Here is a 19153-nt window from a genome sequence, read left to right on the forward strand (position 1 = left end):
TACGACCCGGATCGGGACTTACGTCCTGGGCACGGCATGACGCAGCGGAGTCATCATCTCAAGAACGGGGCGTGCGGCGTCCCAAGGGCGGTGTGTACGGCCTCAGTTCGCCGAGCGGCGGTCCCTGACCGACCGCCAGCGTTCCACGAGCCGGCCGTACGCCTCGCCCGCGCCGGCCCCGTCGCCCGTGCGCAGCGCCTCGATGCCCGCGGCGACGTCCGCGGCGGAGTGGTCGCCGTCGAGCTCCCCGACGGGCAGGACGTGCACGAGGCCGCCGTAGTCCAGTTCCACGAGCGAGCGCGGGTGGAACTCCTCCAGCCAACGGCCCACGTCCACCAGGCCGTCGATGAGCGGCCCCTCGTCGAGGGTGTCCCGCAGCGTCCGCAGGGCCCGCGCCACCCGCCGCCGCGCCTGCACCATCGGCGTGCGGTAGCGGAGCACGGGAGCGTCCTCCCCGGCCCGTGAACCGCCCCCGGAGCCCGCCCCCTTGTCGAACTCCCGCTCCTCGTCCGAGACGAGCACGAACCAGTTCAGCGGAACCTGCCACGTCGAGGTGCGGATCCAGGGCCGGGCGTCGGGGTTGCGGCTCAGCCAGCGCTCGTAGTCCTGGGCCGCCTGACGGCGCACGAGCTCCGGCAGCGCCGCGTCCAGGACGGGCGCCGGCAGCTCCTGCGCGAGGTCGCCCAGTGCCTCCCAGCCGCGCAGCCGGGTCCGCCAGGGACACACGCACAGCACGCCGTCCACCTCCGTGACGAACGCGTCGCCGCTCTCGTGCACCGGCACCGGGACCGGCGGCACGGGCAGCAGGTCGGCCAGCGAACGGCGCAGCTCGTCCTGGTACGAGGGACGGCCGGACCGGCGCGCGTAGCGGGCCCAGTGGCCGCGCTCCGGCTCCGGGAAGGCCGCGAGGGGCTCGTACACCCGGAGGTAGGACGCGTACGGGACGATCAACGAGGACACCTTGGGCACGCTTGCTCCCTCCCCAGCCGGTCCGGTGGAAAACCGCGGGCCACGCCCGCGGGCGCGCGGGAAATCACGGCAAATCGTCCCACGCCCCCCGCGACCGTACTCCGGGAGGGGGTGATCCCGACCACTGCGCCGATGGCGGTCGCGCGCAGGCCCTAATCTCGTGCCACACGGACCCCCGCCACCCGTACGAGGGCCGCCCCGCCCGCCGCTCTTTACCTGGGAGTCACCACCGTGACCGACGTAACCGGCAGCCCCGACGACGTGCTGCACACCCTGTTCCGGTCGGACCAGGGAGGCCATGAGCAGGTCGTGCTCTGCCAGGACCGCGCCACCGGCCTCAAGGCCGTCATCGCCCTCCACTCGACCGCCCTGGGCCCCGCCCTCGGCGGCACCCGCTTCTACCCGTACGCGAGCGAGGAGGCGGCCGTCGCGGACGCGCTGAACCTCTCGCGCGGGATGTCGTACAAGAACGCCATGGCCGGTCTCGACCACGGCGGCGGCAAGGCCGTGATCATCGGTGACCCCGAGCAGGTCAAGACCGAGGAACTGCTCCTCGCCTACGGCCGTTTCGTGGCCTCCCTGGGCGGGCGGTACGTGACCGCGTGCGACGTCGGCACCTACGTGGCCGACATGGACGTCGTGGCGCGCGAGTGCCGCTGGACGACCGGGCGCTCCCCCGAGAACGGCGGCGCGGGCGACTCCTCCGTCCTCACCGCCTTCGGGGTCTTCCAGGGCATGCGGGCCTCCGCGCAGCACCTGTGGGGCGATCCCTCGTTGCGCGGCCGCGCGGTCGGGATCGCGGGCGTCGGCAAGGTGGGCCGCCACCTGGTGGAGCACCTGCTGGAGGACGGCGCCCGGGTCGTGATCGCGGACGTGCGCCAGGACGCCGTGGGCCGCATCGTCGACAGGTACCCCTCCGTGGAGGTCGCCGCCGACACCGAGCGGCTGATCCGGACCGAGGGACTCGACGTCTACGCCCCCTGCGCGCTCGGCGGCGCCCTGAACGACGACTCCGTGGCGGAGCTGACCGCGGGGATCGTCTGCGGCGCCGCCAACAACCAGCTGGCGCACCCGGGCGTGGAGAAGGACCTGGCCGACCGCGGGATCCTCTACGCGCCGGACTACGTGGTGAACGCGGGCGGTGTCATCCAGGTCGCCGACGAGCTCCACGGCTTCGACTTCGACCGGTGCAGGGAGAAGGCCGCGAAGATCTTCGACACCACGCTGGCCATATTCGCTCGTGCGAAGGAGGACGGGATTCCGCCGGCCGCCGCGGCCGACCGGATCGCCGAGCACCGCATGGCGGAGGCCCGCCGCGCCTGACGTCCGGAAGGCCGGGCCGGGCTTCGTCCGGACTCCTCCCGGAGGGGTCCGGGAGGAGTCCCGGAGGCGTTCGCGCGGCCTCGCGGGGTACCTGTCGGCGGGCGTGGGAGAGAACTCTCACGTCCGTCGGCGGGTCGCCCGCCCAGAAGAGGCTAAAATCGCGGTTGACCAGCGGGGACAGGGCACCTCGCAGGTCCTGGGCACACGCACGTCCTGCGGGCGACGTACCGTATGGGCGTGGGCTCAGGTACCGTGGAAGCCCTACGGACCGGTCTCTCCACGGAGAGTCCGTTCCAGATCATGAACGCGTGTCAAGACTCTGGGGCCGTCGAGCCCCATATCCAAGGGGGTCGAGCCATGGGGCGCGGCCGGGCAAAGGCCAAGCAGACGAAGGTCGCCCGCCAGCTGAAGTACAGCAGCGGCGGGACAGATCTGTCGCGTCTGGCCAATGAGCTGGGCGCTTCGACTTCGCAACAGCCGCCGAATGGCGAGCCGTTCGAGGACGACGACGAGGAAGACGACCCGTACGCCCAGTACGCGGATCTCTACAACGACGACGAGGACGAGGACGACGAGTCCGGTCCTGCGTCGCAACGCCGCGGGGCTTGACGCACCAGCTGCGCTCGTCGTTCTAGCTGCGCTTCACCCGGTCCGGGGTTTTTTGCCGGACCGGGTTTTGTGCATGCCGCTCCGCGGGGAGCGCCGGCTTACTTGCTGCGGTCCGGTCGGGCGCGGGCGGGTCGCGCAGTCCCCCGCGCCCCTGACGGGGCCCCGCCCTCCTGACGGGGCGGGCGTCCTCCTAGGCCGCGTAGTCGCCGGTCAGGGTCGCGCCCGTCCCGTGGGTGCCGCGGTCCGTGATCTCTCCTGCCACCCATGCCTCCACGCCGCGGTCCGCCAGTGTGGCCAGGGCCGTGTCCGTGGAGTCCGCCGGGACGATCGCGATCATGCCCACGCCCATGTTGAGGGTCTTTTCCAGCTCCAGGCGCTCCACCCGGCCCGTGGTGCCGACGAGGTCGAAGACCGGGGCCGGGGTCCAGGTGGCGCGGTCGACGGTCGCGTGGAGGTGGTCCGGGACCACCCGGGCCAGGTTGGCCGCGAGACCGCCGCCCGTGATGTGCGAGTACGCGTGCACGTCGGTCGTACGGGTCAGCGCCAGGCAGTCCAGCGAGTAGATCTTCGTGGGCTCCAGGAGTTCCTCGCCGAGCGTCCGCCCGAACTCCGCGACGTGCTGGTCGAGCTTCAGCCCCGCGCGGTCGAAGAGGACGTGCCGGACGAGCGAGTACCCGTTCGAGTGAAGACCGGAGGACGCCATGGCGATCACCGCGTCACCCGTACGGATACGGTCCGCGCCCAGGAGCCGGTCGGCCTCCACGACGCCCGTACCGGCGCCGGCGACGTCGAAGTCGTCCGGGCCCAGCAGACCGGGGTGTTCGGCCGTCTCGCCGCCCACCAGGGCGCAGCCCGCCAGGACACAGCCTTCGGCGATGCCCTTCACGATGGCGGCCACGCGCTCCGGGTGGACCTTGCCGACACAGATGTAGTCGGTCATGAAGAGCGGCTCGGCGCCGCACACCACGATGTCGTCCATGACCATCGCGACCAGGTCGTGGCCGATGGTGTCGTACACGCCCAGCCGCCGGGCCAGGTCGACCTTCGTGCCCACGCCGTCCGTGGCGGAGGCGAGCAGCGGGCGCTCGTACCGCTTGAGGGCGGAGGCGTCGAAGAGGCCGGCGAAACCGCCCAGGCCGCCAAGGCCCGCGACTTCAGCGCGCTGCGTCTTCTTCACCCACTCCTTCATCAGTTCGACGGCGCGGTCGCCCGCTTCGATGTCGACGCCCGCGGCTGCGTAGCTGGCACCGGTTGTCTCAGACATGAGGTGAGGACTTTCGTGTCGTACAGCGGTGTTGCTGCGGGGTCTGTTGCTGCGGGGTCTTACGGGCGGCGGATCGCGTCGGCCGCGGCCGTGGCCGCGGGACCCGCGGCCAGCTCGGTCTCCAGGAGCTGCTTGCCCAGCAGCTCGGGGTCCGGGAGGTCCATCGGGTACTCGCCGTCGAAGCAGGCGCGGCAGAGGTTCGGCTTGTCGATGGTGGTGGCCTCGATCATGCCGTCGATGGAGATGTACGAGAGGGAGTCGGCGCCGAGCGAGGTGCCGATCTCCTCGATGGTCATGCCGTTGGCGATCAGCTCGGCGCGGGTCGCGAAGTCGATGCCGAAGAAGCAGGGCCACTTCACGGGGGGCGAGGAGATCCGGATGTGGATCTCCGCCGCGCCCGCCTCGCGGAGCATGCGGACCAGGGCGCGCTGGGTGTTGCCGCGCACGATCGAGTCGTCGACGACGACCAGGCGCTTGCCCTTGATGACTTCCTTGAGCGGGTTCAGCTTCAGCCGGATGCCCAGCTGGCGGATGGTCTGCGAGGGCTGGATGAAGGTCCGGCCGACGTACGCGTTCTTCACCAGACCGGCGCCGAACGGGATGCCGGACGCCTCCGCGTACCCGATCGCGGCGGGCGTGCCGGACTCCGGGGTCGCTATGACCAGATCGGCCTCGACCGGGGCCTCCTTCGCGAGGCGACGGCCCATCTCCACGCGGGAGAGGTACACGTTCCGGCCGGCGATGTCGGTGTCCGGGCGGGCCAGGTACACGTACTCGAAGACACAGCCCTTGGGCTTCGCTTCCGCGAATCGCGAGGTGCGCAGGCCGTTCTCGTCGATGGCGACGAACTCGCCCGGCTCGATCTCGCGGACGTAGGACGCGCCGCAGATGTCGAGGGCGGCGGACTCGGAGGCGACGACCCAGCCGCGCTCCAGGCGGCCGAGGACCAGCGGGCGGATGCCCTGCGGGTCACGGGCGGCGTAGAGGGTGTGCTCGTCCATGAAGACGAGCGAGAAGGCGCCCCTGACCTGCGGGAGGACCTTGGCGGACGCCTCCTCCACGGTCAGCGCCTTGCCGTCGTCGTCGACCTGGGAGGCCAGCAGGGCCGTGAGCAGGTCGGTGTCGTTGGTCGCCGCGACCCGCGGGGTGCGGCCCTCCTGCTTGGGGAGGTCGGCGACCATCCCGGCGAGCTCCGCCGTGTTGACCAGGTTGCCGTTGTGACCGAGCGCGATCGAGCCGTGCCCGGTGGCACGGAAGGTCGGCTGGGCGTTCTCCCAGGTGGAGGCGCCGGTGGTCGAGTAGCGGGCGTGACCGACCGCGATATGACCGAGCAGGGAGCCGAGGGATGCCTCGTCGAAGACCTGGGACACGAGGCCCATGTCTCTGAAGACGAGGATCTGGGAGCCGTTGCTCACCGCGATCCCCGCGGATTCCTGGCCTCGATGCTGGAGGGCGTAGAGCCCGAAGTAAGTGAGCTTGGCGACCTCTTCACCGGGAGCCCAGACTCCGAAGACGCCGCAAGCGTCCTGGGGTCCTTTCTCGCCGGGGAGCAGATCATGACTGAGTCGACCGTCACCACGTGGCACGCAACCGAGTGTAGGCGAGATCGACCACTGGTCCGAATTGGGGAAGGGCCCGGGCGGCGCCGACGGACGCCGCCCGCCGGGGGTCACTTCGCGGCGACGGCTTCCAGACCCGCTCCGTTTTCGCTGGTCAGCGTGAGGTCGCTGCCCTTCAGCCGATACTTCACCGTGCCGCCGAAGAGCTTCAGCAGGGTGCGTTCGGTGTCCATGAGTGAGTCGGAGCACATCTTCCGGGTGGTGCCGGGGGTGCCCAGGGTGATAACGCCGTCGCCGACGGTGGCCTTCGCCGTGACCCGGTTGCAGCCGAGCTGACCGGTGACGGTGCCCTTCCCGTCGAAGGTCAGGTGGACCCTGCCCTCGGCCCCGGTGGGCAGGGCGACGGCGGAGCCGCCCTCCGTGCCTCCCTCCGTGCCTCCCTCGGCGTCGCCCTTCACCGTGCCGGTGACGTTCCACTTCGTTCCGTGGAGGGCGGCCGGCTTCTCGGCGGTGAGTTCCACGGTGTGGCCGTCCTCGGTGGTGAGCGTCAGTCCGTCGTCGTCGACCTCGGCCCTGATGGTGCTGCCGGAGATGACGTCGCCGAGCTGCGACTCGAAGTCCATCGCCCCCTTCGCCGTGCAGGCCATCTCGGTCTTGAAGGTGTCGTCGCCGACGGTGATCGTGTCGCCCTCGATCTCGGCGCTCGCCCCGAAGTGGTTGCAGCCGTAGTTGCCGCCCACCGTGCCGTCCTCGGCGAACTCGATGTGCGCTCCGGCCGGGGCCGCGTGTTTCTCGCCGCCGACGGTCACGCTGTCCACGTTCCACTGCTTGCCGGTGATCTCGGCGGCCGCCTGCCGGGTGCCGACGGAACGGGAACCGGATTCCTCGTCCCCGCTCCCGGTGCCGCAGGCGGCCGTGGCGAGCAGTCCGGTGACCGCCAGGGCGCTGAGGCCGGCCCGGGTACCGAGGGCGCTGAAGGCGCTGAAAGTGCGTCGCTGCGTGTGCATGCCGCTTTGACGGGACGGGTGGGGTGATTGGTTCCCCCACCGCGTAACGGCCGCCCGACGGCGGTCCTTCGCGTCCGCCGTCGGGTCAGCGCATGAGCGGAAGCAGTCCGCCCAGGTCGGCGCGTTCCCCGCTCGCGCTGACCTTCGCGTCGTCCAGGGCCGCCCGCCACCGCGTACGGCCGCTCGCCAGGCGGAGCCAGGTCAGCGGATCCGTCTCGACGACGTTGGGCGGGGTGCCGCGCGTGTGGCGCGGGCCCTCCACGCACTGCACGACCGCGTACGGCGGTACGCGCACCTCGGTGGAGGCACCGGGCGCCTTCGCGGCGAGCGCGTCGGCGAGGAGGCGGGTGCAGGCGGCGAGGGCCTGGCGGTCGTACGGGACGTCGAGGCCCGGCACGGCCGCGTTGAGGTCGTCGGTGTGGACGACCAGCTCCACGGTGCGGGTGACCAGGTAGTCGGCCAGGGTCATGGCTCCCACGCGGGTCGCCAGCAGCCGGCCGCCCGGGGCGTCCGGCAGGCGCTCGGTGAAGCGGGCCTCCGTGCGTCCGTACAGCGCGTCGAGGTCCGGCTCGGCGGCGGCGAGCGTCCGTACGTCGTCGTCGACCTCGGCCGCCCGCGGTGCCGTGGCCGACGGCCAGTCGAGCAGGGGCAGCGCGGGTCCGGCGGGCTCGTCCCCGTCCAGGCCGCGGCTGACGGCCTCCAGCGCCATGGTGAGGTGCGCGGCCAGCTCCCGTACGGTCCAGTCGCCGAGGGCGGTCGGCGCGGCGAGCTGCTCGGGGGTCAGGGTGCGTACGGCCGCCCGTACGTTCCCGAACTGGGCGAGGACCGCGGTGCGGGTCCTGACCGGGTCGTAGGTGCGGGGGCGTTTCCTGGCCGGGGGCATGGGGTGAGCGTAGCGATGTCCCCGCGGGGTCGCGCTCGTACGTCGGGTGCGGCCCGGTGAGGGCTGAGCGCGCGGTTCCCCGCCGGGCGGAGGTCGAACCTCCGCCCGGTGGGGGCGCACGCTACGCCAGGAGCGCCGGGATCGTGGCCTCGTGGGCCGCGCGCAGTTCGGTCAGGGGGAGTGTGAACTCGCCCTGCACCTCCACCGCGTCGCCGTCGACGACACCGATGCGGGTGACGGGCAGCCCCCGCGCCCCGCACATGTCGGTGAAGCGCAGTTCCTCGGAGCGCGGGACCGCGACGACGGCGCGGCCCGCGGACTCGGAGAAGAGGAACGTGAAGGCGTCGAGCCCGTCGGGCACGACCAGCCGTGCGCCCTTGCCACCGAGCAGGGCCGACTCGACGACGGCCTGGACCAGACCGCCGTCGGACAGGTCGTGCGCGGCGTCGACCATGCCGTCGCGGGAGGCGGAGATCAGGATCTCGGCCAGCAGGCGTTCCCGCTCCAGGTCCACGGCCGGCGGCAGTCCGCCGAGGTGGTCGTGGACGACCTGCGACCAGGCCGAACCGCCGAACTCCTCACGGGTGTCGCCGAGCAGGTAGAGGAGCTGGCCCTCCTCCCTGAAGGCGACCGGGGTGCGGCGGGCGACGTCGTCGATGACGCCCAGCACGGCCACCACCGGGGTCGGGTGGATGGCCGCCTCGCCGGTCTGGTTGTAGAGCGAGACGTTGCCGCCGGTCACCGGGGTGCCCAGCTGCTGGCAGGCGTCGGCCAGACCGCGGACCGCCTCCGCGAACTGCCACATGACGGCCGGGTCCTCGGGCGAGCCGAAGTTCAGGCAGTCGGAGACGGCGAGCGGCCTGGCGCCGGTCGTCGCGACGTTCCGGTACGCCTCGGCCAGGGCCAGCTGGGCGCCGTGGTACGGGTCCAGCTTGGCGTACCGGCCGTTGCCGTCCGTGGCGATGGCGACCCCGAGGCCCGACTCCTCGTCGATGCGGATCATGCCCGAGTCCTCGGGCTGCGCCAGCACCGTGTTGCCCTGCACGAAGCGGTCGTACTGGGAGGTGATCCAGGACTTGGACGCCTGGTTCGGCGAGGAGACCAGCCGGAGGACCTGGTCGCGCAGTTCTTCCGGGGTGGCGGGCCTGGGCAGCTTGTTCGCGTCGTCCGCCTGGAGCGCGTCCTGCCACTCCGGGCGGGCGTACGGGCGCTCGTAGACCGGGCCGTCGTGCGCGACCGTGCGCGGGTCGACGTCGACGATCTTGCCGCCGTGCCAGTAGATCTCCAGGCGGTCGCCGTCGGTCACCTCACCGATGACGGTGGCGATGACGTCCCACTTGTCGCAGATCTCCAGGAAGCGGTCGACCTTCGACGGTTCGACGACCGCGCACATCCGTTCCTGCGACTCGCTCATGAGGATCTCCTCGGGCGAGAGCGTGGAGTCGCGCAGCGGTACGTCGTCCAGCGTGACGCGCATGCCGCCGGAGCCGTTGGAGGCGAGCTCGCTGGTCGCGCAGGACAGGCCCGCGGCTCCCAGGTCCTGGATGCCGACGACCAGCTTCTCGGCGAACGCCTCCAGGGTGCACTCGATGAGGAGCTTCTCCTGGAAGGGGTCGCCGACCTGGACGGCGGGGCGCTTGGAGGGCTTGGCGTCGTCGAAGGTCTCGGAGGCCAGGATGGATGCGCCGCCGATGCCGTCGCCGCCCGTGCGGGCCCCGTAGAGGATGACCTTGTTGCCGGCGCCGGACGCCTTCGCGAGGTGGATGTCCTCGTGCCGCATGACACCGATGGCACCGGCGTTGACCAGCGGGTTGCCCTGGTAGCAGGCGTCGAAGACGACCTCGCCGCCGATGTTGGGCAGGCCCAGGCAGTTGCCGTAGCCGCCGATGCCGGCGACGACACCGGGCAGCACGCGCTTGGTGTCGGGGTGGTCGGCCGCGCCGAAGCGCAGCGGGTCCACGACCGCGACCGGGCGGGCGCCCATCGCGATGATGTCGCGCACGATGCCGCCGACGCCGGTGGCCGCGCCCTGGTAGGGCTCGACGTACGACGGGTGGTTGTGCGACTCGACCTTGAAGGTGACCGCGTAGCCCTGGCCGACGTCCACGACGCCGGCGTTCTCGCCGATGCCGACCAGCAGGGCGTCGGACTGCGGGGCCTTCTCGCCGAACTGGCGCAGGTGCACCTTGGAGGACTTGTACGAGCAGTGCTCGGACCACATGACGGAGTACATGGCGAGCTCGGCGCCGGTGGGCCGGCGGCCGAGGATCTCCACGACCCGCTCGTACTCGTCCTTCTTCAGGCCCAGTTCGGCCCAGGGGAGGTCGACGTCGGGCGTCTCGGCCGCGTGCTCGACCGTGTCCAGAGGAGTGCGGCTCATGCGGTGACCAGCTTCTTGAGGATCGACGTGAAGAAGGGGAGGCCGTCCGTGCGGCCGGACCCGACGAGGGGCTCGACGGCGTGCTCCGGGTGCGGCATCAGGCCGACGACGTTGCCCGCCTCGTTCGAGATGCCGGCGATGTCCCGCAGGGAGCCGTTGGGGTTGCCGTGGCCCTCGGCCGCGTCGCCGCCGGTCACGTAGCGGAAGGCGACCCGGCCCTCCGCCTCCAGCATGTCGAGGGTGCGCTCGTCGGCGACGTACCGCCCGTCCATGTTCTTCAGCGGGATGTGGATCTCCTGGCCGGCCTCGTAGTCGGCGGTCCAGGCGGTCGACGCGTTCTCCACCCTCAGCTTCTGGTCGCGGCAGATGAAGTGGAGGTGGTCGTTGCCGAGCATCCCGCCGGGAAGGAGGTGGGCCTCGGTGAGGATCTGGAAGCCGTTGCAGATGCCGAGCACCGGCATTCCCGACTTCGCCTGCTCGATGAGGGTCTCCATCACCGGCGAGAAGCGCGCGATGGCACCGGCACGCAGATAGTCGCCGTACGAGAATCCGCCGCACAGCACCACCGCGTCGACCTGCCGGAGGTCCTTGTCCTTGTGCCAGAGGGCGACGGGCTCGGCGCCGGCGAGCTTGATCGCACGCCGGGTGTCCCGGTCGTCGAGGCTTCCCGGGAAAGTGACGACGCCAATACGAGCGGTCACTTCCCGGCCTCCGCGACTTCCTCGACCTTGACGGTGAAGTCCTCGATCACGGTGTTGGCGAGGAAGGATTCGGCGAGTTCGTGGATGCGGGCGAGCGCGGCGTCGTCCACCGGTCCGTCAACTTCCAGTTCGAATCGCTTTCCCTGACGTACGTCGGAGACGCCTTCGAAACCGAGACGCGGCAGTGCACGCTGCACCGCCTGGCCCTGGGGGTCGAGGATCTCCGGCTTGAGCATGACGTCGACTACGACGCGTGCCACTGGCACTCCCGGTGTGTGGTGCTGAGCAGGTCCCTTCAGACTACCCGTACAAAATTTCTACGCGGGTAGATTCGTAGGAATCTACGTGACGGCCATCACGATTACGCATCGAGGGGCTATGGTCGGCCCGCCTTCGCGAAAAATCCTGGGAAAGATTCGGATCAGCACCCGGCCCGCTATTGCCCCGGGTGTGCTCCGGGGGATTTAGTCGGGCTTCCCAAGGGATTGCCGGGCACTGTACAAATGAATTGGCAATAGCAGATACTTTGCCCGATCAACCATCAAGCACCCAGCAATCACCCATAAAAGCAGTCGGACAGTCGGCATCTCCGCACGTCATCGCGCGTCGCCGGAGAGACGCCGCACGAAGGGACCGATATTCGTGGCGCAGCGTGTCGTAGTCACTCTCTTCGACGACATCGACGGCTCGAAAGCGACGGAGACGATCGCCTTCGGCCTGGACGGCACGTCGTACGAGATCGACCTCAATCCGGCCAACGCCGAGAAGCTGCGCAGGGCCCTGGAGCCCTACGTGGAGGCGGGCCGCAAGCGGTCGCGGTCCGGCAGGGCCTACCGGGAGACGGCGGTCGCGCCGGATCCCTCGGCCGTGCGGGCCTGGGCGCAGTCGAACCGGCTGGAGGTGCCGGCGCGGGGGCGGATTCCCAAGAAGGTGTACGAGGCGTTCGCCGCGGCTCAGTGAGTGGGGGTCCGGCCCTTCGGGCCTCACCGCCCGGGGGGCCTCCCCCTGGGGGCCTCCCCCTGGGGGCCTCCCCCTGGGGGAGGGCAAGGGGTCGTGCGTCGGCCTCGGGTCGGTGGGGGCCGGGCGCGCAGTTCCCCGCGCCCCTGAAGGGGCGTCCTCTTCAGGGGCGGGCCTGGAGGGGCGGGCCTGGAGGGGCGGGCCTGGAAAAGCGGTCATTGGAGGCCCGGGGGAGCCGACTTGCGTTGCACCCCCGTCGATCAGCTAGAGTCTGGAGCACGCCGAGGGGCAAGGCCGAAAGGCCCGGCTCCGGAGCCACGCGGGTGTAGTTCAGTAGTAGAACATCCCCCTTCCAGGGGGAAGGCGCAGTGTGCAATTCCTGTCACCCGCTCCGCATCGCCGGTCTGATCGCTCTTCGGATCAGGTAGGCTGATGCTCGCGCCGATCGGTGAAAGCCGGTCGGAGGCAATGCGGACGTAGCTCAGTTGGTAGAGCGCAACCTTGCCAAGGTTGAGGTCGCCAGTTCGAACCTGGTCGTCCGCTCCAGTAAGTGAAGGTGAGCAAAGGCTCCGGTCGAGTGACCGGGGCCTTTCTCGTATGCGCACCCGGCATGCCTCGGCTCCCGGCCGTCCGGCCCGTCTGACATTTGTCATGTGCACCAGTGACAGCTCGCACTGCCGGACGGCGCCCGCCGCCGGGACGCTTGAGTCATGAACACGGTCACGAACGCAGTCATGAACACGGATGAGCCCGTGATTGAGGTCACAGACCTGCGACGCGTCTACCGCGGCGGCTACGAAGCCGTCCGGGGAGTGTCCTTCGAGGTCGGCCGCGGCGAACTCTTCGCGCTGCTCGGCACCAACGGCGCCGGCAAGACCTCCACCGTCGAACTCATCGAGGGCCTCGCGCCGCCCGCCGGCGGCCGGGTGCGCGTCCTCGGGCACGACCCGTACACCGAGCGCTCCGTGGTGCGGCCGCGCATCGGCCTCATGCTCCAGGAGGGCGGCTTCCCGTCCGAGCTGACCGTCTCGGAGACGGTACGGATGTGGGCCGGCTGCACGAGCGGAGCCCGCCCCGAGAGCGAGGCGCTGTCGCTGGTCGGCCTCACCCGCAGGGCCGGCGTACGGGTCAAGCAGCTGTCCGGGGGCGAGAAGCGCCGCCTGGACCTGGCACTCGCGCTGCTCGGGCGGCCCGAGGTGCTCTTCCTGGACGAGCCGACCACCGGCCTCGACGTCGAAGGGCGCCAGGAGACCTGGGAGTTGGTGCGCGAACTGCGTGCGGCGGGCACGACCGTGCTGCTCACCACCCACTACCTGGAGGAGGCGGAGGGCCTGGCCGACCGGCTCGCGATCCTGCACGCCGGGCAGATCGCGGTCTCCGGCACCCCGGCGGAGGTGACCGCCTCCCAGCCGTCGCGGATCTCCTTCGAACTGCCCGCCGGCTACTTCCCCGGCGACCTGCCGCCGCTCGACTCCCTCGGTGTCACCGGGCACGAGGTCGTCGGGCGGGTGCTCCGGCTGCGGACGAACGAGCTCCAGCGGGCCGCCACCGGGCTGCTGGTGTGGGCCGAGCGGGCCGGTGTCGAGCTGCGGGGGCTCGACGTGCGGTCCGGGTCCCTGGAGGAGGCGTTCCTGCGCATCGCGCGCGATGTGTCCGAGCGGGACGCCCGGGCGGAGCAGCCGCCCCGCCCGGGCGGCTCCGAGAGCGGTGGGGACGGCAGGAACGGCAAGGACGGCCGGAACCCGAAGCACTCGAAGAAGGAGCACGTGGCATGAGCACAGAAACCGCTGCCCCCGCCCCCCTCGCCCCCGCGGGGCCCACGGTGACCGCGGCCGGGCGGATGACCTCGCTCGCCCGGGCCGAACTCACCCTGATCGCACGCAGCAGGGCCACCTTCTTCGCGGCGGTGTTCGTGCCGCTGGTCCTGCCGATCAGCTTCCGCTCGACCGTCGAGGACATGGACCTGAAGGCCACCGGGCTCTCGGTCGGCTCGGTGATCCTGCCCTCCGCCATCGGCTTCTCCCTGCTCTTCGCCGTCTACAGCTCCCTGGTGAGCGTCTACGCCGCCCGACGCGAGGAGCTCGTCCTCAAGCGGCTCCGCACCGGCGAGCTGCGGGACGCGGAGATCCTGACGGGCGCCGCCCTGCCGTCGGTCCTCATCGGCCTGGTGCAGTGCCTGGTGCTGACGGCCGTCTGCGCCGCGCTCATGGACGTCGGGACGCCCGAGGCGCCCCTCCTCGCCGTGCTGGGGCTGCTGCTGGGGCTCGCGATGTGGCCGGCGCTCGCGGCGGTGACCGCGAGCTTCAGCAGGAGCGTGGAGGGCGCCCAGGTCGCGGCGATGCCCCTGCTGCTCGTGTCGATGATGGCTTCCGGCACCGTCGTCCCCTTCGAGGTCATGCCGGACCGGCTCGCCTCCGTCTGCGAGCTGCTGCCGCTGTCCCCGGTGATCACCCTCATACGCGGTGGCTGGACCGGGAACCTCTCCGGGTACGAGGCCCTGGGCGCCGTCGCGACGGCGGTGGCCTGGATCGTGATCGCGGTGTTTGCTGTACGCAAGTGGTTCCGCTGGGAGCCGAGGCGCTGACCTCGGACGGAAGCGGCCGGCGGCGGGAACGGCCGACGGCAGGACAGTCGGCGGCAGGACGGTCGGCGACGGGAACGAGGAGTCCGGGGATGCGCAGGCCGAGTGTCTGGTGGCGGGGCAAGAGCACGCCGGCGAAGGTCGAGGCGTACACCCGCTGGTCCTTCCACTTCTTCGGGGTGGTGGAGGTCACCGCGATCGGCCTTCCCGCCTTCCGGCACGTGGAGGGCCGGTTCCCCCTCTGGCTGTTCCTGCCGCTGTGCGGGCACGCCGTGCTGTGCGGGGTGACCGCGTCCCGGGCCCTCGACTGGCACAGGGGCATCCGTGACCAGCCCGTACGCCTGCTCGTCACGCTCGGGGTGGTCTCGGGGCTGCTCGGGGCCGCCGCGGTCGGACTCGCACGGCGCGGGTCCGACGACGCCCTCTCGGCGGCGGTCTCGCTCCACGTGGGCATGCTGGCCTTCGGCGCCGGCACCATCGCGCTCGGCATACGCGACCGACAGCGCGTGCTCGCGGTCGTGGCGGGTTTCGCCGCGGGTGCGGGAGGCGTGGCGTTCGTCCTCGGTCTCGCCGGTCCGGCCGCGCTGGGTACGGCGTTCGCGGTGCTGCTCGGCGGCGGTTTCCTCGCCTTCACCTCCATCTTCTCCGTCTGGCTGCTCGACGCCGTGTTCGAGCTCGACGCGGCCCGCGAGACCCGTACCCGGCTCGCCGTCGCCGAGGAGCGGCTGCGCTTCGGGCGCGACCTGCACGACGTCGTGGGCCGCAACCTCGCGGTGATCGCCCTGAAGAGCGAGCTCGCCGTGCAGCTCGCACGGCGCGAACGCCCCGAGGCCGTGGACCAGATGACCGAGGTGCAGCGCATCGCCCACGAGACGCAGCGGGAGGTCCGCGAAGTCGTACGCGGCTACCGGGAGGCCGACCTCGGCGCCGAACTCGCCGGTGCGCAGGGCGTCCTGACCGCGGCCGGGGTCGACTGCACGGTGAGCGGCTCCGCGACGGGCCTGCCCCCGGCGGTCCAGTCGGCGCTGGGCTGGGTCGTACGGGAGGCCACCACGAACGTCCTGCGGCACGGGGACGCCCGGCGGTGCCGCGTGGCCCTGGAACCGATGGGCGACCACGTGGTCCTCACGGTCGAGAACGACGGCGCGGAGCGCCCCGGGGACGCCTCCTCCGGTGCCCCGGCGGGCGGACAGGTCCGCGGACCCGGCGGATCCGGTCTCGCCGGACTGCGGGAGCGGCTGGCCGCCGTGGCCGGGACGCTGGAGGCCGGCCCCGTCGACGGCGACCTGTTCCGGGTCGTGGCCGAGGTGCCGCTGCCGCCGTCCGCCCCCGCACCCTCCCCGTCCCCTCGTCTTCCCGTCCCCGCCCCGTGAGTGAAGAGGTCGCTTCATGACGTCCGTACGACCCATCCGGCTGCTGCTCGCCGACGACGAGCACCTCATCCGGGGGGCGCTCGCCGCGCTGCTGGGACTGGAGGAGGACCTGCTCGTGGTGGCACAGGCGGCCGACGGGCCCGAGGCGCTCGCGATGGCACGGGCGCACGAACCCGAGGTGGCCGTGCTCGATCTCCAGATGCCCGGCGCCGACGGTGTGAGGGTGGCCACATCCCTGCGGACCGAACTGCCCGCCTGCCGGGTGCTGATCGTGACCAGCCACGGGCGCCCCGGACACCTCAAGCGGGCCCTGGCGGCGGGCGTGCGCGGCTTCGTCCCGAAGACCGTCAGCGCCCAGCGGCTCGCGGAGATCATCCGTACCGTGCACGCCGGAAACCGCTACGTCGATCCCGAGTTGGCCGCCGACGCCATCTCCGCCGGGGACTCGCCGCTGACCACGCGCGAGGCCGAGGTCCTGGAGCTGGCCGCCGACGGAGCGCCCGTCGCGGAGATCGCGGAGCGGGCCGCGCTGTCGCAGGGCACCGTACGGAACTACCTGTCGTCGGCCGTGTCCAAACTCGGGGTCGAGAACCGTCATTCGGCGGTGCGTCTCGCACGCGAGCGAGGTTGGGTATAGTTGCTCTCGCGCCACGGCGCAGCGCGGACGTAGCTCAGTTGGTAGAGCGCAACCTTGCCAAGGTTGAGGTCGCCAGTTCGAACCTGGTCGTCCGCTCGGAGCAGGAACAGGAACCCCCGGTCATCGACCGGGGGTTCCTCGTTGGCTGCGGGCGGTGGCGGCCGCCGGTGCGGCGGCCGCGGGCGCTCAGCTCCAGGTCGTGCCCGTCAGGCGCTCGTACGCCTCCACGTACCTGGCGCGGGTCGCGTCCACCACCCGCTGGGGCAGGGCGGGCGGCGGCTGCTCGCTCCCGCGGTCCCAGCCGGACTCGGCGGAGGTCAGCCAGTCGCGTACGAACTGCTTGTCGAACGAGGGCTGCGCGCGGCCCGGCTCCCACTGGTCGGCGGGCCAGAAGCGGGACGAGTCCGGAGTCAGCACCTCGTCGGCGACGACCAGCGTCTCGCCGTCGAAGCCGAACTCGAACTTCGTGTCCGCCAGGATGATCCCCCGGTCGTGCGCGATGTCACGGCCCCGGTTGTAGACGGCGAGCGTCGCCTGCCGCAGCTGGGCCGCGGTCTCGGCGCCGACCTGGCGGGCGACCTCCTCGTACGCGACGTTCTCGTCGTGCTCCCCGACGGCGGCCTTGGTGGCCGGGGTGAAGATCGGGCCGGGCAGCTCCGAGCCGTCGGTCAGCCCTTCGGGGAGGCCGAGACCGCAGACGGTACGGGTCTCCTTGTACTCCGCGAGGCCCGAGCCGGTGAGATAGCCGCGGGCGACGCACTCGACCGGGACCATCCGCAGGGACTTGCAGACCAGGGTGCGGCCCTGCCACTCGGCGGGGGCGCCGGGCGGCGGTTCGGTGCCGAGGACGTGGTTCGGCAGCAGGTCGGCGATCTTGTCGAACCACCAGAGCGAGAGCTGCGTCAGGACACGGCCCTTGTCGGGGATCTCGGTGGGCAGTACCCAGTCGTACGCGGAGATGCGGTCGCTGGCGACCATCACGAGGTCGCCCGCCTCGTTCTGGTACAGGTCGCGCACCTTGCCGGTGTGCAGGTGCACCAGACCCGGGACCTCCGGGGCCTCGGGCTTTTCGACGAATCCGGACACGGTTCCTCCCCGTGGTTCTGGGTGAATGGCTCGATTCTCCCGTACGGGAGACCGGCGCCTGGTCAGGGGTCGGGTCAGAGGTCGGACGGGGATGGCGCGGAGCTGCGGCCGCTGGACCCGGCCGTCGGTTCCGGCCGTCGGGCCCGGCCCCGGCCGCAGGTCCTCAGTCCCGTTTGCAGATGCGGTCGAGGAGGTTGGCCGTGGCGCGCTGGACCCGGGTGTTCACATGCCCCGGGCGGTCCAGGGCGGGGGACCAGGCGAAGGTGCCGGACGCGAAGACGAGGGCACCGGAGTGCGCGCGGTACAGGGACGTCTCCTGGTGGCGGACCGTTCCCTCAACGTCGCGGTACGGCGAGTGGGAGAGCAGGATGCGGCCCTGGTGCTCGGGGAGCGCGGCACGCGGGAAGTAGCGGTCGGCCTCGCCCGCGACCAGGCCCGCCAGCTCGTCGCCCTCGTACGCCCCGGTCGACTCCCACAGCCAGTGGTCGGCGTTGCGGACGATGAGCGGCCGGGCCTCGGGGACCCGCCCCGCGTACTGGATGCCCAGCACCTCCTGCTCCGGGCGGTCGATCTCGCGCCACAGGGCGGGTTTTCCGGGTCCGCGGCGCTTCAGGCAGGTGAGCAGCCGGTCGGGGACGCCGGACGCGGAGGGCGCCAGCTCCGCCTGCCAGTACATGGTGTTGGCGGAGAGGAAGACGAGCGAGGTGCCCTGCTCGCGGGCGACGTCCACGGCACGGCGCATGGCCGGGGACCAGTACTCGTCGTGCCCCGGGAAGACCAGGCCGCGGTAGCGCGTGGGGTCGACGCGGCCGGCGTGCAGGTCGCGGGCGTCGGCGTACGCGAGGTCGTAGCCGTAGCGCTCGGCCCAGCGGATGAAGTCGTAGGCGTGACCCACGTGCAGCGGCAGGCCCGCGCCCGCGTAGGGCCGGTCGAAGGAGACCGTCGTCGCGGCGTCGGCCTCGCCGAGCAGCCGGCCGTTCTCGTCCCAGGCGTGGTAGAGGCTCGCGCCCGTACGGCCGTCCTCCGGGTAGAGGTTGTACGCCTGCCAGGTGATGTCCGGCAGGAGGAGCAGCAGGTCGGCCGGGTGGTCGTCGCGGACCGTGAACGGGATGTGGGAGCGGTGCCCGTCGCTGGTGGTGAGCACGGCGACGTACGCGCCGACGCTCCAGTACGAGGGGATCTGCAGCCGCCACGAGAGCCACCAGTGGTGGCAGGAGACCGTGCGCTCCGCGGTGAGCGGGGGCGGCTGGACGATCCCGGAGAGGCACGGGCTGGTGGTGATCTTGCTGGCGCCGTCGCCCCCGTAGTGGCCGATGCGGTAGACGTCGACGCCGAACCGCTGGGGCGGGTCCACGGTGATGTGGAAGTCGACGGCCTCGCCGGGGGCGACGGCGCCGGTGGAGGCGAAGCCCTTGATCTGCCGGCGGACGTCGTCGGCGGAGCGGGGGCGGCCGTCGCCGGCGCGGGGGGCGGGCACGGCCGGGCCGCCGGTGCCGCGGCGGCGGTTCGCGGTGGTGGTCGCGGCGGGGGGCGGGGCGGGATCGACGTACCAGGGGACGACGTGGCCGGTGTCGTCGAAGTAGTGCTCGCTGCCGCGCAGCCAGGGGAGGGGACCCTGTCCGAAGGGATCCGTGACGGCGTGTGCCAGCGCTCCCGACTCCCACCGGCGGATCTGCTCCGACGGCCCCGGCTGTTCCGACCGCCCCGGCCGTGCCGACCGCTCGGGTCGTTCCGACTGTTCCGACCTCATACGACGTTCCCTCCCTCGTGTGCCGTCAGCCTCTGCGGGCGATGTACGGCCTGGTGACCGGGCCCAGCACATCA

At 71.7% G+C, this 19153-nt stretch carries 17 protein-coding genes and 3 tRNA genes; 10 read left to right on the top strand and 10 right to left on the bottom strand.

The window, feature by feature from the left end; all coding sequences use genetic code 11:
* Positions 1-102: 102 nt before the first annotated feature.
* On the bottom strand, positions 103-969 hold the full coding sequence (locus KM933_RS05285) for a DUF8083 family protein (RefSeq protein ID WP_221348636.1): 867 nt from the start codon (positions 967-969) through the stop codon (positions 103-105).
* A gap of 231 nt (positions 970-1200) precedes the next feature.
* Here KM933_RS05285 and KM933_RS05290 point away from each other — a divergent pair, with 231 nt between their 5' ends.
* Together KM933_RS05290 and KM933_RS05295 are read left to right on the top strand one after the other, a co-directional pair.
* Complete coding sequence (locus KM933_RS05290) at positions 1201-2292, top strand: Leu/Phe/Val dehydrogenase (RefSeq protein WP_221348638.1); 1092 nt, start codon at positions 1201-1203, stop codon at positions 2290-2292.
* 357 nt (positions 2293-2649) lie between these two features.
* A complete protein-coding gene (locus KM933_RS05295; protein ID WP_149512621.1) occupies positions 2650-2901 on the top strand; it encodes a DUF3073 domain-containing protein in 252 nt (83 codons plus the stop codon).
* A 190-nt stretch (positions 2902-3091) separates the two neighbouring features.
* On the opposite strand, the gene purM is transcribed toward KM933_RS05295, so the two are convergent.
* The 7 genes from purM to purS form a co-directional block, all read right to left on the bottom strand.
* On the bottom strand, positions 3092-4165 hold the full coding sequence (purM, locus tag KM933_RS05300) for a phosphoribosylformylglycinamidine cyclo-ligase (RefSeq protein WP_221348640.1): 1074 nt from the start codon (positions 4163-4165) through the stop codon (positions 3092-3094).
* A gap of 59 nt (positions 4166-4224) precedes the next feature.
* Positions 4225-5751, bottom strand: a complete 1527-nt coding sequence (gene purF, locus KM933_RS05305) for an amidophosphoribosyltransferase (protein ID WP_221348642.1) — start codon at positions 5749-5751, stop codon at positions 4225-4227.
* An 83-nt stretch (positions 5752-5834) separates the two neighbouring features.
* Positions 5835-6731: an META domain-containing protein gene (locus KM933_RS05310; protein ID WP_221348644.1), complete on the bottom strand. Its 897-nt coding sequence runs from the start codon at positions 6729-6731 to the stop codon at positions 5835-5837.
* A gap of 85 nt (positions 6732-6816) precedes the next feature.
* On the bottom strand, positions 6817-7614 hold the full coding sequence (locus tag KM933_RS05315) for a maleylpyruvate isomerase family mycothiol-dependent enzyme (protein WP_221348646.1): 798 nt from the start codon (positions 7612-7614) through the stop codon (positions 6817-6819).
* A gap of 121 nt (positions 7615-7735) precedes the next feature.
* On the bottom strand, positions 7736-9994 hold the full coding sequence (gene purL / locus KM933_RS05320) for a phosphoribosylformylglycinamidine synthase subunit PurL (RefSeq protein ID WP_221348648.1): 2259 nt from the start codon (positions 9992-9994) through the stop codon (positions 7736-7738).
* Positions 9991-10695 carry a phosphoribosylformylglycinamidine synthase subunit PurQ gene (gene purQ / locus KM933_RS05325; protein ID WP_221348650.1) on the bottom strand — a complete coding sequence of 235 codons (705 nt, stop codon included), beginning with the start codon at positions 10693-10695 and terminating at the stop codon, positions 9991-9993. Before purQ ends, purL begins: the two co-directional genes overlap by 4 nt.
* A complete protein-coding gene (gene purS / locus KM933_RS05330; protein ID WP_005482678.1) occupies positions 10692-10955 on the bottom strand; it encodes a phosphoribosylformylglycinamidine synthase subunit PurS in 264 nt (87 codons plus the stop codon). The genes purQ and purS overlap by 4 nt, the downstream gene beginning before the upstream one ends.
* A gap of 382 nt (positions 10956-11337) precedes the next feature.
* Here purS and KM933_RS05335 point away from each other — a divergent pair, with 382 nt between their 5' ends.
* From KM933_RS05335 to KM933_RS05370, 8 genes are all read left to right on the top strand, one after another.
* Positions 11338-11655, top strand: a complete 318-nt coding sequence (locus KM933_RS05335) for a histone-like nucleoid-structuring protein Lsr2 (RefSeq protein WP_221348652.1) — start codon at positions 11338-11340, stop codon at positions 11653-11655.
* A gap of 316 nt (positions 11656-11971) precedes the next feature.
* A tRNA-Gly gene (locus KM933_RS05340) sits at positions 11972-12043 on the top strand.
* Positions 12044-12122: 79 nt separating this feature from the next.
* Positions 12123-12198, top strand: a tRNA-Gly gene (locus KM933_RS05345).
* Positions 12199-12386: 188 nt separating this feature from the next.
* Positions 12387-13427, top strand: coding sequence for an ABC transporter ATP-binding protein (locus tag KM933_RS05350; RefSeq protein ID WP_221348654.1), 1041 nt, complete (start codon positions 12387-12389; stop codon positions 13425-13427).
* Positions 13424-14236 (top strand): ABC transporter permease, encoded by an 813-nt coding sequence (locus KM933_RS05355; protein WP_221348656.1) that lies wholly within the window; start codon positions 13424-13426, stop codon positions 14234-14236. The genes KM933_RS05350 and KM933_RS05355 overlap by 4 nt, the downstream gene beginning before the upstream one ends.
* 89 nt (positions 14237-14325) lie before the next feature.
* Positions 14326-15606, top strand: a complete 1281-nt coding sequence (locus KM933_RS05360; protein ID WP_221348658.1) for a sensor histidine kinase — start codon at positions 14326-14328, stop codon at positions 15604-15606.
* 16 nt (positions 15607-15622) lie between these two features.
* The gene (locus tag KM933_RS05365) at positions 15623-16243 is read left to right on the top strand and encodes a response regulator transcription factor (protein ID WP_221348659.1); all 621 of its coding nucleotides are present in this window, start codon (positions 15623-15625) and stop codon (positions 16241-16243) included.
* A 23-nt stretch (positions 16244-16266) separates the two neighbouring features.
* Positions 16267-16339: transfer RNA gene (locus tag KM933_RS05370), tRNA-Gly, on the top strand.
* Positions 16340-16429: 90 nt separating this feature from the next.
* Here KM933_RS05370 and KM933_RS05375 read toward each other — a convergent pair.
* Both KM933_RS05375 and KM933_RS05380 read right to left on the bottom strand, forming a co-directional pair.
* A complete protein-coding gene (locus KM933_RS05375) occupies positions 16430-17329 on the bottom strand; it encodes a phosphoribosylaminoimidazolesuccinocarboxamide synthase (RefSeq protein WP_221348661.1) in 900 nt (299 codons plus the stop codon).
* Between the two features lie 163 nt (positions 17330-17492).
* Positions 17493-19079, bottom strand: coding sequence for a N,N-dimethylformamidase beta subunit family domain-containing protein (locus KM933_RS05380; RefSeq protein ID WP_260333086.1), 1587 nt, complete (start codon positions 19077-19079; stop codon positions 17493-17495).
* Positions 19080-19153 lie beyond the last annotated feature (74 nt).

This window comes from Streptomyces beigongshangae (genome assembly GCF_019710745.1).
Taxonomy (GTDB): domain Bacteria; phylum Actinomycetota; class Actinomycetes; order Streptomycetales; family Streptomycetaceae; genus Streptomyces; species Streptomyces beigongshangae.